Annotated in this window: 13 protein-coding genes and 1 pseudogene; 7 read left to right on the top strand and 7 right to left on the bottom strand. The window is 43.6% G+C overall.

Annotation, left to right across the window (positions count from 1 at the left end; all coding sequences use genetic code 11):
• Positions 1–99: 99 nt before the first annotated feature.
• Positions 100–540: a transposase family protein gene (locus IQ457_RS05655; RefSeq protein WP_200662405.1), complete on the top strand. Its 441-nt coding sequence runs from the start codon at positions 100–102 to the stop codon at positions 538–540.
• 8 nt (positions 541–548) lie between these two features.
• Positions 549–932, top strand: a pseudogene (locus IQ457_RS05650) (transposase family protein); the annotation flags it as partial.
• 198 nt (positions 933–1,130) lie between these two features.
• Here the strand turns inward: IQ457_RS05650 and groL are convergent.
• Positions 1,131–2,780 (bottom strand): chaperonin GroEL, encoded by a 1,650-nt coding sequence (gene groL / locus IQ457_RS05645; protein ID WP_200662404.1) that lies wholly within the window; start codon positions 2,778–2,780, stop codon positions 1,131–1,133.
• A gap of 141 nt (positions 2,781–2,921) precedes the next feature.
• Positions 2,922–3,212 (bottom strand): co-chaperone GroES, encoded by a 291-nt coding sequence (locus IQ457_RS05640; protein ID WP_144297704.1) that lies wholly within the window; start codon positions 3,210–3,212, stop codon positions 2,922–2,924.
• A 600-nt stretch (positions 3,213–3,812) separates the two neighbouring features.
• On the opposite strand from IQ457_RS05640, the gene IQ457_RS05635 reads away from it, so the two are divergent.
• Positions 3,813–4,583, top strand: coding sequence for a DUF3108 domain-containing protein (locus tag IQ457_RS05635; protein WP_200662403.1), 771 nt, complete (start codon positions 3,813–3,815; stop codon positions 4,581–4,583).
• A 93-nt stretch (positions 4,584–4,676) separates the two neighbouring features.
• Here IQ457_RS05635 and IQ457_RS05630 read toward each other — a convergent pair whose 3' ends face one another.
• Positions 4,677–5,165 carry a hypothetical protein gene (locus IQ457_RS05630; protein WP_200662402.1) on the bottom strand — a complete coding sequence of 163 codons (489 nt, stop codon included), beginning with the start codon at positions 5,163–5,165 and terminating at the stop codon, positions 4,677–4,679.
• Between the two features lie 54 nt (positions 5,166–5,219).
• Positions 5,220–5,837, bottom strand: a complete 618-nt coding sequence (wrbA, locus tag IQ457_RS05625; RefSeq protein ID WP_191692390.1) for an NAD(P)H:quinone oxidoreductase — start codon at positions 5,835–5,837, stop codon at positions 5,220–5,222.
• A 273-nt stretch (positions 5,838–6,110) separates the two neighbouring features.
• Between wrbA and IQ457_RS05620 the strand changes: the two genes are divergently transcribed.
• From IQ457_RS05620 to IQ457_RS05610, 3 genes are all read left to right on the top strand, one after another.
• On the top strand, positions 6,111–7,664 hold the full coding sequence (locus IQ457_RS05620) for a YihY/virulence factor BrkB family protein (protein WP_200662401.1): 1,554 nt from the start codon (positions 6,111–6,113) through the stop codon (positions 7,662–7,664).
• 263 nt (positions 7,665–7,927) lie between these two features.
• Positions 7,928–9,535, top strand: coding sequence for a DUF2254 domain-containing protein (locus IQ457_RS05615; RefSeq protein WP_200662409.1), 1,608 nt, complete (start codon positions 7,928–7,930; stop codon positions 9,533–9,535).
• Positions 9,536–9,680: 145 nt separating this feature from the next.
• Positions 9,681–10,955 (top strand): cation:proton antiporter, encoded by a 1,275-nt coding sequence (locus IQ457_RS05610; RefSeq protein ID WP_200662400.1) that lies wholly within the window; start codon positions 9,681–9,683, stop codon positions 10,953–10,955.
• A 117-nt stretch (positions 10,956–11,072) separates the two neighbouring features.
• Here the strand turns inward: IQ457_RS05610 and IQ457_RS05605 are convergent, their stop codons facing one another.
• From IQ457_RS05605 to IQ457_RS05595, 3 genes are all read right to left on the bottom strand, one after another.
• A complete protein-coding gene (locus tag IQ457_RS05605) occupies positions 11,073–11,630 on the bottom strand; it encodes a DUF2127 domain-containing protein (RefSeq protein ID WP_102076797.1) in 558 nt (185 codons plus the stop codon).
• Positions 11,623–12,804, bottom strand: coding sequence for a dihydroorotase (locus IQ457_RS05600; RefSeq protein WP_200662408.1), 1,182 nt, complete (start codon positions 12,802–12,804; stop codon positions 11,623–11,625). The genes IQ457_RS05605 and IQ457_RS05600 overlap by 8 nt, the downstream gene beginning before the upstream one ends.
• A gap of 94 nt (positions 12,805–12,898) precedes the next feature.
• Positions 12,899–13,972: an aspartate carbamoyltransferase catalytic subunit gene (locus IQ457_RS05595; RefSeq protein WP_102076262.1), complete on the bottom strand. Its 1,074-nt coding sequence runs from the start codon at positions 13,970–13,972 to the stop codon at positions 12,899–12,901.
• Between the two features lie 421 nt (positions 13,973–14,393).
• Here IQ457_RS05595 and IQ457_RS05590 point away from each other — a divergent pair, with 421 nt between their 5' ends.
• Positions 14,394–15,377: a class 1 fructose-bisphosphatase gene (locus IQ457_RS05590; RefSeq protein ID WP_200662398.1), complete on the top strand. Its 984-nt coding sequence runs from the start codon at positions 14,394–14,396 to the stop codon at positions 15,375–15,377.
• Positions 15,378–15,416 lie beyond the last annotated feature (39 nt).

Raw genomic sequence — 15,416 nt, 5'->3', positions numbered from 1 at the left:
TTCAGTTAGCTACTCATATTTTTGGGCTATAATAGACCTCTTGCAAAAGTAGCAAAGAGAATTTACAATAACTGAAACACTCATAACTTTTTAGGAACCATGCCAAACATAGATAAGCTACTCAAACAAAGTGACGCTGGTTTTAAACGCTATACAGGCATTCATAAAGCCACCTTTTATGACATGCTTGAGGCCATGCAAGAGCATGAAGCATCTAAAACCAAATCAGGCAGACCAAGCGTGCTCAGTCTTAAAGCCCAAATACTATTAGCCCTGACTTATTGGCGTGAATACCGCACGCTTTATCATATCAGTATGGACTTTGGTATTCATGAGTCTTCTGCTAGCCGTATCATCCGTAAAGTAGAAGACATCCTGATTGACTCTGGCAAGTTTGAATTGCCCAAAAAGCTCCCTAGTCGCGTCGATGATGACATCAATTGGAGCGTCGTCATTGTTGATGCGACCGAAACCCCAATTGAGCGTCCAAAAAAAACCAAAGCGACTACTACAGCGGTAAGAAAAAACAACACACCTTAAAAGCGCAGGTTATCGTTCATTGGCAAACAGGGTTGATACTTGATGTGCAAACCTGCAAAGGGTCAATCCACGATTTTAAGCTCTATAAAGATACTTGTCCTGATTGGCTTCCTGACAATGCTAAATTACTAGCAGATAGTGGTTATCAAGGGTTAGCAAAGCTACATAAGCAAACCTTCACCCCTTTTAAAAAGCCACGTGGTGGTCAGTTACTGGAGATATGCAAACAGGCCAATCACTATCTGGCAAAGTTCCGTATTGTGGTTGAGCACAAAATAGGCTTAATCAAGTTGTTCAAAATCGTGGCTAATAAATATCGTAACCGTCGTCAGCGCTATGATCTTAGAATGAAGCTGTTTGCTGGTATCATTAATTTCGAGCTAAACCTATGACTTTTGCAAGAGGTCTATTGCATGTCTACCTCAAAATCTAAAATAGTAACACAGATCAAAACCACTTAATTAACAACTTTAGTTTGTAGAAAAAATATTTTAAAAAACCCCGATAAGCCAAAGCCTATCGGGGTTTTATTTTACCAATTACTATAAAGTAAAAATTATAATATTAAGCATTACAGGTTAAGAGGCTTATTACATCATACCGCCCATGCCACCCATACCGCCCATGCCACCAGCAGCACCCATGCCAGCCATACCATCATCACCTTGCGGTAAATCAGTAATCATGACTTCAGTTGTAAGCATAAGGCCTGCTACAGAAGCCGCATTTTCTAGTGCTGAACGTGATACTTTCGCTGGATCAAGGATACCCATCTCTAGCATATCGCCGTATTCGCCAGAAGCTGCGTTGTAACCGTAGTTACCGCTACCGCTCTTGACTTCATTAACCACCACTGAGGCTTCTTCGCCTGAGTTGGTGACGATTTGACGTAAAGGTGCTTCCATCGCACGGCGTAGGATTCTAATACCCGCATTTTGGTCGTCGTTATCGCCACGTAGCTCAGACAATGCATTCATTGCACGAACTAGAGCAACGCCGCCGCCAGGGACAACGCCTTCTTCAACCGCTGCACGAGTCGCATGTAGTGCATCATCAACACGGTCTTTCTTCTCTTTCATTTCAGTTTCAGTTGCCGCGCCTACTTTGATAACGGCAACGCCGCCAGCAAGTTTTGCCATACGCTCTTGCAGCTTCTCTTTATCGTAGTCAGACGTTGATTCTTCAACTTGACGTTTGATAGATTCAACGCGGTTTTCGATGTCAGCGGTGTTACCAGCGCCATCAACAATCACAGTGTTTTCTTTACCGACAGTGACTTTTTTCGCCGTACCTAATTGCTCTAAAGTAGCAGTCTCTAAGCTCAGACCAATCTCTTCAGAGATAACCGTACCGCCAGTTAACGTTGCGATATCTTCTAGCATAGCTTTACGGCGATCGCCAAAACCTGGTGCTTTAACGGCACAAGTTTTTAAGCCGCCACGCATGTTGTTTACAACTAGTGTTGCCAATGCTTCGTTTTCTACGTCTTCAGCAATGATTAGCAACGGTTTGCTTTGCTGCATGACTTGCTCAAGTAATGGCACAATTTCGCGGATATTGCTAATTTTTTTATCAACAAGCAAGATGTAAGGATTTTCGAATTCAGCGGTTAAGCTGTCTTGCTTATTGGCAAAGTACGGGCTGATATAACCACGGTCAAACTGCATACCTTCAACCACTTCCAAGGTATCTTCAAAGCTTGAACCTTCTTCAACCGTGATGACGCCTTGCTTACCCACTTTTTCCATCGCTTGGGCAATCAGCTCACCGATTTTAGTGTCTGAGTTAGCAGAGATAGAACCCACTTGCGCAATCGCTTTTGAATCATCAGCTGGGGTTGATAACTCATGGATTTGCTCAACCGCTGCACGTACCGCTTTATCGATACCGCGTTTTAGATCCATTGGGTTCATGCCCGCAGCAACTGATTTCATGCCCTCAACCAAGATTGATTGTGCCAATACAGTCGCAGTCGTTGTACCATCACCAGCAACATCGTTGGTACGGCTAGCAACTTCACGCACCAGTTGTGCGCCCATGTTTTCAAATTTGTTTTCAAGCTCGATTTCTTTGGCAACCGATACACCATCTTTAGTGATGGTAGGTGCGCCAAATGATTTATCGATAACCACGTTACGACCTTTCGGGCCAAGCGTGACTTTTACCGCATTTGCTAGAACGTTTACACCGTCCATCATTTGTTTACGGGCATCAATGCCGAATTTTACGTCTTTTGCCATGTTAAATTACTCCACTAATATAAGTATGAGAATGCAATGAAAGGTTTCAATGATATTTTTTTATAAATGTTCTTGGGTATAACTGTTGTTGGCTAAAAATCGTTAGCCAAAAAATGTTAGCCAAAATTTCCTTATTGGCAATTAGCCTTCTAGTACACCCAATACGTCTGCTTCTTTCATAATCAATAGCTCTTCGCCGTCAACTTTTACCGTTTGACCCGCATATTGACCGAACAAGACTTTATCGCCAACTTTTACATCTAACGCGCGAGTTTCACCGTTGTCACGAATCTGACCGTTACCGGTTGCTAGCACTTCACCTTGAGACGGTTTTTCTTGAGCTGAACCAGGAAGCAAGATACCACCAGCCGTTTTTGTTTCTTCTTCGATACGGCGGACGACAATACGGTCATGTAAAGGACGAATATTCATCGATACGACTCCAAAATTTGGTTAGTTAATATAAAGGTTTATTTGAATGAATGATCTCAATACCAAGATCTAGCAGAATGTCTGCTTAAAAACAGCATTCTTTAGATAAGCTTTGAGCTTGTATCAGAAAGTGGGGGCAAGGCAAGTTTGCTTCAAGTGTAAAGCCCAAAAATTTACAAGATTTTTGCACATCATTGCCTATGTAAGCAGTAGTGCGAGTGATAAATATTCCATTGATTAAATTGCACGCTATTAAAGGCTTGAGCATTGCTTTGAAACAACAAGCCTTCCATCAAATAATAAGGGAGAAAGTTAGCGCTTATAACTGAAGCTTTTAGCAGTATCAGCCAATTAACTTCCTCATTTCTTACCAAGCTTACAGCAAGTTACTGCCCGTGCTCGCTTTAGCAAAACCAGCAACATTGACTACATTAGCCAAACGATTAAAGCGCTTGCCGCCCTTGAAAATGTAACAGAATATGACAATATATAAGGGTGAGCACATAATAAACCCTATAAATAAAAGATAATAGTTAAATAAAATACAGTAGCTTTAAGAGAAGCTGCTAATACAGCTTGAAACCAAATTAAGGAACATCCATGAGTTTTTTATCAAACCCGAAACCATCCCTAGCAGCCCATTCTAATAACCCGAAACGCAGCAATTCTAAAATTTTAACCGCCTTAACGACTGGCGTGAGCATTGCTGCGATTGGAGCTTTAAGTATGACCGCACCTACCCTTGCCAGCGCCAAGAGTGTTGAGCCTTCAAGCGCGAACTATAGCTTTACCATTGAAGATAAATACAAAGGCACAGCCACTCGTACGTTGAATAAATCTGGTAATACTTGGAAATACAATGTCAATGCTCGTGTTGCTGGTGTCGCCACCGCCGCGCAAAATAGTACCTTTACTATTAACGGTAATAATGTGGTGCCAACTCAGGCCAGCACCACTTATAAACTATTGGGCGTTGGTCGTACGCACAAATTGGACTTTAATCCAAGCAGTAAAAAGGTAGTAAGTAACTATCGCGGCAAATCGACGACTTTAAATATGGCACAGCAAGCCTTTGATGATTTGAGCCTTGAGGTGCAAATTCGCCAAGATTTATTAAACGGTAAATTCTCTGGCAACTATTACATGGCGAAAAAAGACAAAATTGAGAAAACACCCTTTAAAAAATCAGGCAATACTAAAATCACTGTGCCAGCTGGAACGTTTGATACCGTGCGTGTCGACCGCGTGCACGATGATAACAGCCGCTCGACCAGTTTTTGGTTGGCGCCAAGCTTAGATTACCTACCTATCAAAGTAAGCCAAATTAACGATGGCAAAAAGATGGATTTAGAATTAACCAAAGTCAATTAAGCCCTTATCTTTGTATAAATGGTTAACGTAAAGAAGCGGCGCTCTAAATGAAGCGCCGCTTTTTTTATCCGTATAAAACTTTCTATGAGAATTTTAGCGAGAACGTGGCTGTTTAACGACATTGTTCATTGACGGTAGACGTTTTAACAAGACAAATAACCAGACGTTGATGGTAAGTAATAACACAAAATCAAATAGATAGACCATTATCTCAGCCCAACTACTGCCATAAACACGGGTAAATAGCACCACCCCACTCGCGCCAAGATAAACCAAGGTAAACATACTGTCTATCAATAGCGCATAAGGCGAACGCCCGCGTAATATCGATGGCGTTAAGACCAGCGCCGGTAGCAACCATAACGCTTGCCAAGCGATACCACCAACGATATCGGGACGACTAGGATTAAAGACGCTGATTAAAATCGGCAACGCCAATAATCTAAACGCTAGCCAAACCAACCACGTCACCATTAAGCGCTGACGTATGGGCGCTATCGGTTTTTGCGTATTAACTATCTCAGGTGTTTTTGCTGCGGGCGTGTCGATATTACTGTTCTGCTTGGATTGGTTAGTGACCATGGGAGATATGTATTTCCTAATTGATAACAGCAAGCGGCAATATATAAGGGTTAATTAACGCTGCCAATTGGCTTGCGCTAAGGCAGACGCGGTAATTGCCAAACGCCGACCTTGGGCAATCGCCAGCTCGCGCTCATCTGCCGATACTGGTTGGTCATGTAACGCGCCACTGACATGACTTGCGCCATAAGGCGAGCCGCCACGCTGCGTTCTATTTAACGCAGGCTCAGCATAAGGGACGCCCACAATCATCATGCCATGATGCAATAGCGGCATCATCATCGTCAGCAAGGTCGTTTCTTGTCCGCCGTGCATCGAACCGGTAGCCGTGAATACCGCAGCTGGCTTGTTTTGCAGATTGCCTGCCAGCCATAGGGTGACGGTATTGTCCCAAAAATACTTCATCGGTGCGGCCATATTACCAAAGTGCGTCGGACTACCAAGCGCAAGCCCGCTACAATCTTTTAAATCATCCATGGTGCAATAAAGGTCGCCTTCATCAGGAATGGCAGGCTTAGTTGCGGTGGTTTCAGGCGCGACAGTCGGCACCGTACGAATACGCGCCGTCATGCCAGCGTCTTCAACACCCTGAGCAATGGCATATGCTAATGTCTTCGTCGTACCATAATTTGAATAATAAAGCACCAAAACATAAGGGGCGGTCTGACTCATTAGCAAAACATCCTTAAAAAGTCGTGAAAATGAATGGTTAAAAGCGCGTCAACCACACTATAAATGACCCGCATGAATAATAGATGTGCTCATTATGCCCGAGTCATGCACTGACAGCAAACAAAGCCCATTTAGCAATGGCGTTTTGTAGATGGTGTAGACAAGCATTTAAACCAACGCTGACTCAGTGCATTTTGACACAATTCAATGGCAGATTCTGCACGCTTACTTTTGTTACACTATTCGTACTCTTATTGCCTTTAAATGGTTATCATGGAAAATTTACTAAAAAAAATCCCTTTTTTACACCAACGTTGGTTTCAGTTTCTCCGTTTTTTGACGCGGCACTTTTTTGAAGACAACTGCCAACAAAAAGCCGCCTCGCTAACGTATACAACGCTATTATCGATTGTGCCTATCTTAACAGTACTATTGATGATTTTGTCGTCAGTGCCAGCGCTTGCGTCGGTCAGAGCGCAGATTTATGAAGTGATATATAGCAACTTGTTGCCGCAATCGAGTTTGCAAGTCAGCAAATATATCAATAACTTCGCTGAAAAGTCATCTAATCTGACCATCATCGGTTCGATGGTACTGTTTTTTACCACCATCATGACTTTGACGACCATTGAGCGCGCCTTTAATCAAATCTGGCGAGTAGAAAACCGCTCTGGTGGCATGAAAAGTATTCTGCGCTACTGGACGATTGTGACATTAGGACCGCTGATTTTAGGCACAGCATTTATCGTCTCAAGTACGGTGCAAAGCTTAAGTTTCTTAAATCGACAAATCGCCGGCTACGGTATCGACTGGTCGTTTTGGATTCAAATCGTTTCTATTGCGGTCACGGTAGCGGGCTTTATTAGTATGTACTGGTTTATACCCAAAGCGCGTGTCCCGGCAAAAAATGCGGCGATTGCTGGTGTCTTTGTGGCGATTATTTTTGAGTTAATGAAGAACCTTTTTGGTACGGTCATGGCGAATTTTACCAGCTATGAGGCCATTTATGGGGCGTTTGCCGCGCTGCCAATCTTTTTATTATGGATCTATCTGTCGTGGAATTTGATTTTGCTCGGCGTTGAGATTAGTTATACCTTGACCATTTTTGAGACCGAAGAGGTTTATCCGCGCCACCCGCTCCTAAGTTTGCTCGATATGTTAAATCTCGTTTATACCCATCATTTAAAAGGCGAAGCGGTGAGCGAGCAAGCGCTGCGTAATGTCTTAGGACGTAAAGAGCTGCCAAAATGGTATACCTACATTAACTATCTGCAAGACAGTAATCTTATCACCATGACCGAAGAAGAAGATTATGTGCTGAAAAAAGATTTGAGCAAAATGACCTTATGGGACTTTTATTGCACCCTGCCTTATCCTTTGCCGATTAAAGATGAGCTTGATGAGATGAGCATTGAGGACCAAAAACCTTGGCTGAGCTTATTGGTTGATCGCTTTGAAAATACAGAAGCTTATGCCAAACAGCAATTGGCTTTACCATTGAATATGATTTTCGCTCATAGCGAACCCCGTAAAAAATCTGAGGAAAATACAGCAAATTCAACTAAAAACACTCGCTCTAAACTCTTTAGAAAATCTAACGAGGCAACCCCTAACTATCTATCTAAAAAAGATAAAGATAGGGATAACGTCACGCCGGACTTTGATCCTATCGCTTATGATAAGGACAGCGACGTAGAATGCGATGAGAATAACAATGAAATTCTCATTCCTAAAGATATTGGCGACAATAAACCTTCTACACTTGACCACAGAATCGGGAAGAGAGACGATATTATTACAGAAGCGGATAAGCCTATAATAAAGTAAGCTTATGTTAAGTAAGCTAACTATCATTTTTTATCTTCGTTACAACATATAAATAAGCTCCTATCATAGGGGCTTTTTTTACTAAATTTTTAAACGATCCTATTTATATGGTAAGGTAATTCCTTTTAAGCCTCGTCATTTAGTGAGGCAATAGCACGGCTTTTTTCAATAGAACTTGTTTAGTTTTTAGGTCATTTTTGGAGCGCATTATATTGGATAAACACCCTAAAAATGGCTGGCTTAAGTCGCTATTACTCTCCCTCATGCACAGGTTAAAGCAATTTGCCCAGCTCTGGTCGCTACAGACGCTATTGGATTTACCCGATCGCCTAAAAAATCTGTGGCAGCAGCTGATTGGTTCTTATTGGTTTATTCCTAGCGCTTGTGTGTTAGCGGGTATTCTACTCGCGCCCATATTGGTCACGATTGATGAACATTTTGACCGCGAGACGGTTAGAGAGCTAAGTTTTGCTTTTACCGGCGATGATGAGGCCGCCCGCGCTATCATGACCACCATTGCCGGTGCCGTACTCGGTGTCGCGGGGACTACTTTTTCGATTACCATTGCCGTATTATCAATGGCGTCTTCGCAATTTGGTCCGCGACTGCTGCGCAATTTTTTGACCGATACGCCCAATCAGTTTGTTTTAGGCGCCTTTATCGGCACCTTTAGCTATAGCTTGTTGGTGTTAAAAGCGATTCATAAATACGATGTTGCCTTTGGTGTACCGCAATTGGCGGTGACCTTTGGCATTATCATGGCAATTATTTGCGCGTTATTATTGGTGTATTTTGTGCAGCATATGGTGCATGCGATTCAGGCATCGCATGTGATCGAAGGCGCCAGTAATGAGGCGATTAAAAATATTCACTACTGGTATAAAGACCGCTGTAATATCAAGCATCAACGTGATGTTGTGCATCAGGATGTCGAACAGTTTCACACTTGGTCTGCAACGCCGATTTATGCACCAAGCTCGGGCTATTTACAGCAAATCTATCTTAAATCATTGGTGACGTTGAGCCAAGATTATGCAGGCGTGGTGCAAATTAATGCCAATCTTGGTGATTTTGTCACTGATAGAAATATTATTGGCTATTTTTATCAGCGCCCAGCCAACCATCCAGAAAATCGCCAGCAGACCAACACGCCAAAACTTGCTATTGTGCCGCGCGCCCCAGATAGCTTGTTTTGGCAGCGCTTTGCTGGTTGTATCCGTATTGAGCAGCGCCTAAGCCATTCTAACGATATCGCTTATAGTTTAGGACAAATGACCGAAATTGCGGTACGCGCCCTCTCTCCAGGGATTAACGATCCCAAAACTGCGGTCAATTGCGTACAGTCTTTGACCAGCTGCCTTAGCATCATGATGCGTCGTCAGCCGCCAAGCCCCTATCATTTTTATAGACCAAGTTCAGAAAAATCAACATCAAAGCAACCTGCGCCAGATAAAACAACATCTGATAATAGCATTATTGAAAAAGTAAGCCATAAACCACGCGACGCCATATTGGCCGTTGTGACTCATACCCCTAAAATATCCGACTTTATCGATGCATCGCTTGGCGAGATACGCGGTTACGCGACCGCAGACTTGATGGTATTAAAGGCGCTTTGTCAGGCATTGGTGGATCTCAATTATGCTAAAGTTAATAACGCCCAGCAGCAAACGCTACTACATGAGCTGACATTGATTGAACGTGCGGGACAAGACAATCTCAGCTATCAAGAATTGGTCGATGACTTAAGCGCCATGTGCCAACAAGCTAAGCAATTTATTCTCGATGATGATGCCCAGCATCAATACTTTGCGTATGTCCCTAAGTTTGATGCTCATATTCGTCAAACGCTACAAGCGCAATCAAGGTAATCTCTAAAGCAAGTTGCATTACTAAAAATAAGTTTGCTATTCATAACTAGCATGCAAGCGCGAAAATAACTAAAATAAAAACCCAGTCAATCTTTATAAGTTCTAATCTTAGGACGATTTTTTATCATTATTTGAGACCTTTTTTATGGCTCCTACCAGCAGCTTGACCATACTAGAAATCAGCGCTATTTTTTTATCGATTACTGCCTTATTAACTTATGTCAATCATCGCTTTATCGGCTTACCAACGACTATCGGCGTGATGGTTATCTCCATTTTATTATCTATCGGCGCGATATTTTTGGGCTTTTTAGGTTTTGATCAGCTCATTGATTACGAAGTGAGCTTATTAGAACAGCTTGATTTTACCGAAGTCTTATTAGACGGCATGTTGTCTATGTTGCTCTTTGCCGGCGCGCTCCACGTCAATATTGGCGATTTAAAACGTTATAAATTGCCCATTGGTATCCTTGCTTGTATTGGCACCATCGTATCGGCGTTACTGATTGCCGCTGCACTGTACTTTATGCTGCCTCTATTTGGTTTTGGCCTGCCGTTTTTGTGGTGTTTATTATTTGGCGCTTTGATATCACCGACCGACCCAATCGCCGTGATGGGTATTTTGGCCTCAGCTGGCGCACCAAAAAGTATTGAAACGGTCATCGCTGGTGAGTCGCTATTTAATGATGGTATCGGCGTGGTTATTTTCGTGCTGCTGCTCGGTATTTTATCCAGTGGCGATATCCCAACGGCCAATTATGTTGCCCATACCTTAGCCGTTGAAGCTGGTGGCGGTATAGTCTTTGGTTTAGTGCTCGGCGCAGTTTTGTACTACATGCTTAAAAGCATCGACAGCTACCAAGAAGAGGTGTTATTAACGCTGGCGGGCGTCATAGGCGGCTATGCACTCGCCAGCCATTGGCATTTATCAGGACCACTTGCGATGGTGATGATGGGCTTAATGGTAGGTAATCGTGGACGCGCGCTAGCGATGAGTGATAAAACGCGCCATTATATTGATTTGTTTTGGGAATTAATTGATGAAATTCTTAACGCGATTTTATTTGTCTTGATTGGTTTAGAGGTGGTGATGATTGCTTATTCGGGCAATTTATTTATCGCTGCTGGTTTGACCATTGTTATTGCCCTAGTTGCACGCTTTATCGTCGTCGGCATGACCACCAAAACCTTTCATCGTCAGCTTGATTTGCCAAAAGGCGCGTGGAAAGTGCTGACATGGGGCGGATTGCGCGGTGGCATTTCGGTTGCTTTGGTGTTGCAGCTGCCAGCAGGCGGCGAGCGCGATATTTTATTGGCGCTGACTTATGCGGTGGTGATATTCTCTATTTTGGTACAAGGTTTGAGCGTTGGTAAAGTCGCCAAAAGCATTCGTACCGACGAGAAAGTCGCAGAAATATAAGCTTTACATAGTTTTCATTTAGCCGTTTTAATCAAAGAAATGCCAGTATAAGAGGATAACTTATACTGGCTTTTTTAGGTCTCTTAAACCCGTTTATTGGTTTGTATCACAGCCTAGTTATATCAAACCTTTGCGCTTCATATTGCGATAAACCACGATAACAATAATAATATTTGATATTAAGATGGCAAGCTTAAACCAGTCAAATGGGCTAGCAAACAAATAATAAATCTCAATAGGAATAAATATCCCGTAGCCTAACACCCCAAACCAATATGCCCAAGTTTTATCTTGCCACAAACCATAAGCTTCAAGAAAGCGCAAACTGGCATAAGCAAAAATGAGCAATAAAAATACTGGCCAATTTTTGCTTGCCTGCTGCGCTATGCGTACCGCACTATCAACTTGCGGTGCTAGCAGTTGCCCAAAGACTTGCTGCCAAGACGCAGTCGCTGTCGTTAGCCAATGCTCAAGGTCACTATGCCAGGACCATAAAGCCCCCGCCCCTAATAGCGCACCAACGCCTTTGACCACTTCATAGATTGCCACCGCTTTGATCGATTCGCTAGAGGTACTAGCGCCACTGCGCGGTGTATGCGGCTGACTGGTTAAATCTTGGTTATTATCCTTCGAGGATGGTAGCAGACTGTCATCCTGTCTGGGCAAATTAGGCAAAGAAAGTCTCCACCACACGACCCTGCAACTGCTCATTAAAGAACGGTGTGTTTTTCCCATTTGACAGCATGGTTTCTGTGGTTACTTGCCACTCAAGATTGGGATCGACCAACACCGCGCCGCCGATACTTTCATACTTCTCACTAATGCCCGCAATTTTTGCTGGATTAAGGCATATTTTATCGACCAACTGTTCAAGCGTTAATACCTGATCACGTACCAATTGACAGGCCAGCGCCATAAAGGTATCAAAGTTTGAGATACCAGGCGTACTCTCAGCAAAGGGTGCTTTTTTAGCGGTACTATTTAGCGGCTCATGATGGCTGCAAATCGCATCAATAGTGCCGTCTTTTAGCCCGCGGCGAATGGCTTGCTGATCGGTATTACTACGCAGCGGCGGTAGCACATAGGCTTGGGCATTAAAGCCTTTTAAATTATCATCGGTTAAATACAGCTGATGCATCGCCACATCACAAGTCACCGGCAGACCTTTGTCTTTCGCCCAGCGCATCAGCTCAATCGAAGACTTACAAGATAATTGGCTAAAATGTGCGGCAATACCCGTTTCTTCTACCATCAATAACTGCGTTGATAAAGCAACCGTTTCTGCAATCCAAGGAATGCCTTGCAAACCATGATACGAAGCGATATAACCTTCATGTGCCACGCCATCACCAGAGAGACTTGGCTCGTCAGGATAAAAGAATACTTTCATGCCAAAAGTCGCCGCATACTCCAAAGTACGCAGTAACACTAAGTCATTACGAAAAGGTCGACGCGCATTAGAAACTGCGATACAGCTGCCTTTTTTCAGACCAGCGATATTTGATGGTCGCTCGCCTTCTAAGCCTGCGGTCAACGCCCCTAAAACATGCAAATAAATACCGCCATCACTCAGCGCCCGCTCACGCAAACCTTTTAATAGCGAGCCATTTTCTAAAATGGGGTTGGTATCAGGTGGAATCACCACATGCAAAAAGCCATTGCCACGGGCCGCACGCCCTTCTGACTCTAACGTACCGTGTTGTTGTTGCCCCGGTTCGCGTAAGCGGGCGCATAAATCAACCAAAGGCGGCAGTAGCCACATTTCGCGCTCTGACTCAAGAGAAGCCAGTTTATTGGTTACTGTGCTTGGTAGTCCGTCTTTAAATGCTTTTGGAAGTAAGTCGTGCATATGAATATCTGAATTCGTAATGTGAACCATGAGCGTTATTACCGTATCAATAAAATGTGATAAATAAATAAATATAAAACAGCGCAGCAGAGGATTATTGACTCGCCGCTTGATGCGCGCGCTGACCTTCCATAGCTAGCGATAACACTGCCATGCGAATCGCAATGCCATTATTTACTTGCTTTAAAATAACAGACTGGTCACCATCGGCAACGCTTGAGGCAATCTCAACCCCGCGATTCATCGGCCCAGGATGCATCACCAACGCATCGGGTTTAGCCAGTGCTAGGCGTTCAGGCGTAATACCATAGTGTTTATAATACTCACTCGACGACGCCAGCAGCGGCGAGCCGATACGCTCATTTTGTATTCTTAATCCCATAATGACATCACAGTCGGTGACGCATTCGTTCATATCTTCATAAACTTGCACGCCAAAACGCTCAATACCTTTGGGTAATAAGGTACGCGGCGCACAAACACGAATATCTTTAACTCCCAAGGTTTGCAGCGCACTGATATCTGAGCGTGCGACCCGCGAATGCTTAATATCACCGACGATGGCCACAGACAATTCTTCAAACGGGCGCGGTGCTTCACGGTGAATGGTCAGCATATCGAGCATACCTTGCGTCGGATGAGCATGCCAGCCATCACCGCCGTTGATAATAGCAATATCTGGCGTCACTTCGGTTGCCATAAAATGCGCCGCGCCTGACGCTGAATGCCGTACCACAAAGATATCCGCCGTCATCGCTTGTAGATTCCATAAGGTGTCGCGCAAGCTCTCGCCTTTTTTGGTACTGGAGCGCTCAATATCGATATTGAGCACATTGGCACCAAGACGCTTTTCGGCGACTTCAAAGGTTGTACGCGTGCGCGTTGACGGCTCAAAAAACAAATTCATCACCGTATAGCCTTCAAGCTCAGGGCGGTTAATCAGTTGCCCATTATCATCAAAAAATGTCTCTGCTTTGGCAATAATTGCCTGCAGTTGCGCTTTACTTAAACCCTCTACTCCTAAGAAATGGCGAATACTGCCATCGTTATTGAGCTGCGGACGACTGAGCGAGGCGTTGAGCTTTTGATGAATAGTCTCAGGATCAAACTTGGCATAATCAGTCGGCGAAACGGTTGGTGTTGAGCGACTATCGATAGAATTTGACATAATGGCACATCTTTATTGTTAGGTGATATGAGGTGATTATCATTATTTAGGCGTTTTACGCTCGTTAAGCACACAGACAAGGACATTTTGGCGCTTATTTGCTACAATTTAGCGCAATGACAAACAACCTTAAAAGATAGCTTTTGGCGTCTTAGTGAGCAATGGCTCTAGACATATAGCAAACCTTATCAAAAGCCACTTATTAACACCATAAATAAATAATCATAGCGCTAGTGTAGCTGATTTTGTGGTCAGGACAAAGACGCCTTGCTGGGTATTTAAAAATTTGCCAAATTTAGGCAAATTAAAGGTGATCTAACCGTCTCTCAAACTTCTATTTAATTTTTATTCTCATTGGTCTTATTTTTAAAAGTACTTATTTTAATACTATCTATTTTAACCGTCTTTATCAGGAAACCTTATGACAACCTTAGCAAATTATCTAAACGCTGATGCCAGTAACCCGGCACTTAATGACGTAATTACCACTGTGACTAATGTTGGTAAAACCATCTCGCAGTTATTAAGAAAAGGGGCGTTAGCAGATATCTTAGGCGAAGCAGGTAATCAAAATGTCCAAGGTGAAGAGCAGAAAAAACTCGACGTCTTAGCTAACGATTTATTATTAGAGGCGTTGGCAAACAACGCGCATTGTGCAGGTGTTGCCTCAGAAGAGCTCGACGATGCTACCCCTGCCAACGCTGATGGTAGTTTATTGGTATTGTTCGATCCGCTTGATGGCTCATCAAATATCGATATTAATATGGCCGTCGGTACCATCTTCTCTATCCTACCGTACCAACGCCAAGGTCAAATCAGTGCAAATAGCGATTTTTTACAAGCGGGTAATCAACAGCTAGCCGCCGGTTATTTGCTATATGGCACCTCTACGGTACTGGCATTAACCATCGCTGATAATGTCGTGATGTTTAGCCTAGACCCTGATAGCAATGACTATGTGCTGATAGAAGAGGATGTTCAGATTGATGCGGATACTAGTGAATACGCTATCAACGCTTCAAACTATCGCTACTGGCAAGCGCCTATGCAGCAATATATCGACGAGCTCATCGCTGGCAAGACTGGCGTACGCGGCCGTGACTTTAACACGCGTTGGGTGGCGGCGATGGTCGGCGATGTGCATCGAATTTTATGTCGTGGCGGTTTATTCACCTATCCATTTGACACCAAAGATGCCAATAAAGCCGGCAAGTTACGCCTGATGTATGAGGCCAACCCAATGAGCTTATTGATTGAACGCGCGGGCGGTGCTGCTACTGACGCGGTGCAGCGTATCTTGGATATAGAACCAACGGATATTCACCAACGTGTCCCTGTGGTACTTGGTAGTAAAAATGAAGTCGATTACGTTAAAAACCTGCATTTAAAACATGCTGATAAATAAATCATTTGCATCCAATTTGATAATACACAGCGTACAGCG

The sequence above is a fragment of the Psychrobacter sp. M9-54-1 genome (assembly GCF_016613355.1).
Classification (GTDB): Bacteria; Pseudomonadota; Gammaproteobacteria; order Pseudomonadales; family Moraxellaceae; genus Psychrobacter; species Psychrobacter faecalis.
This window is presented reverse-complemented; position numbering and strand designations above follow the sequence as displayed.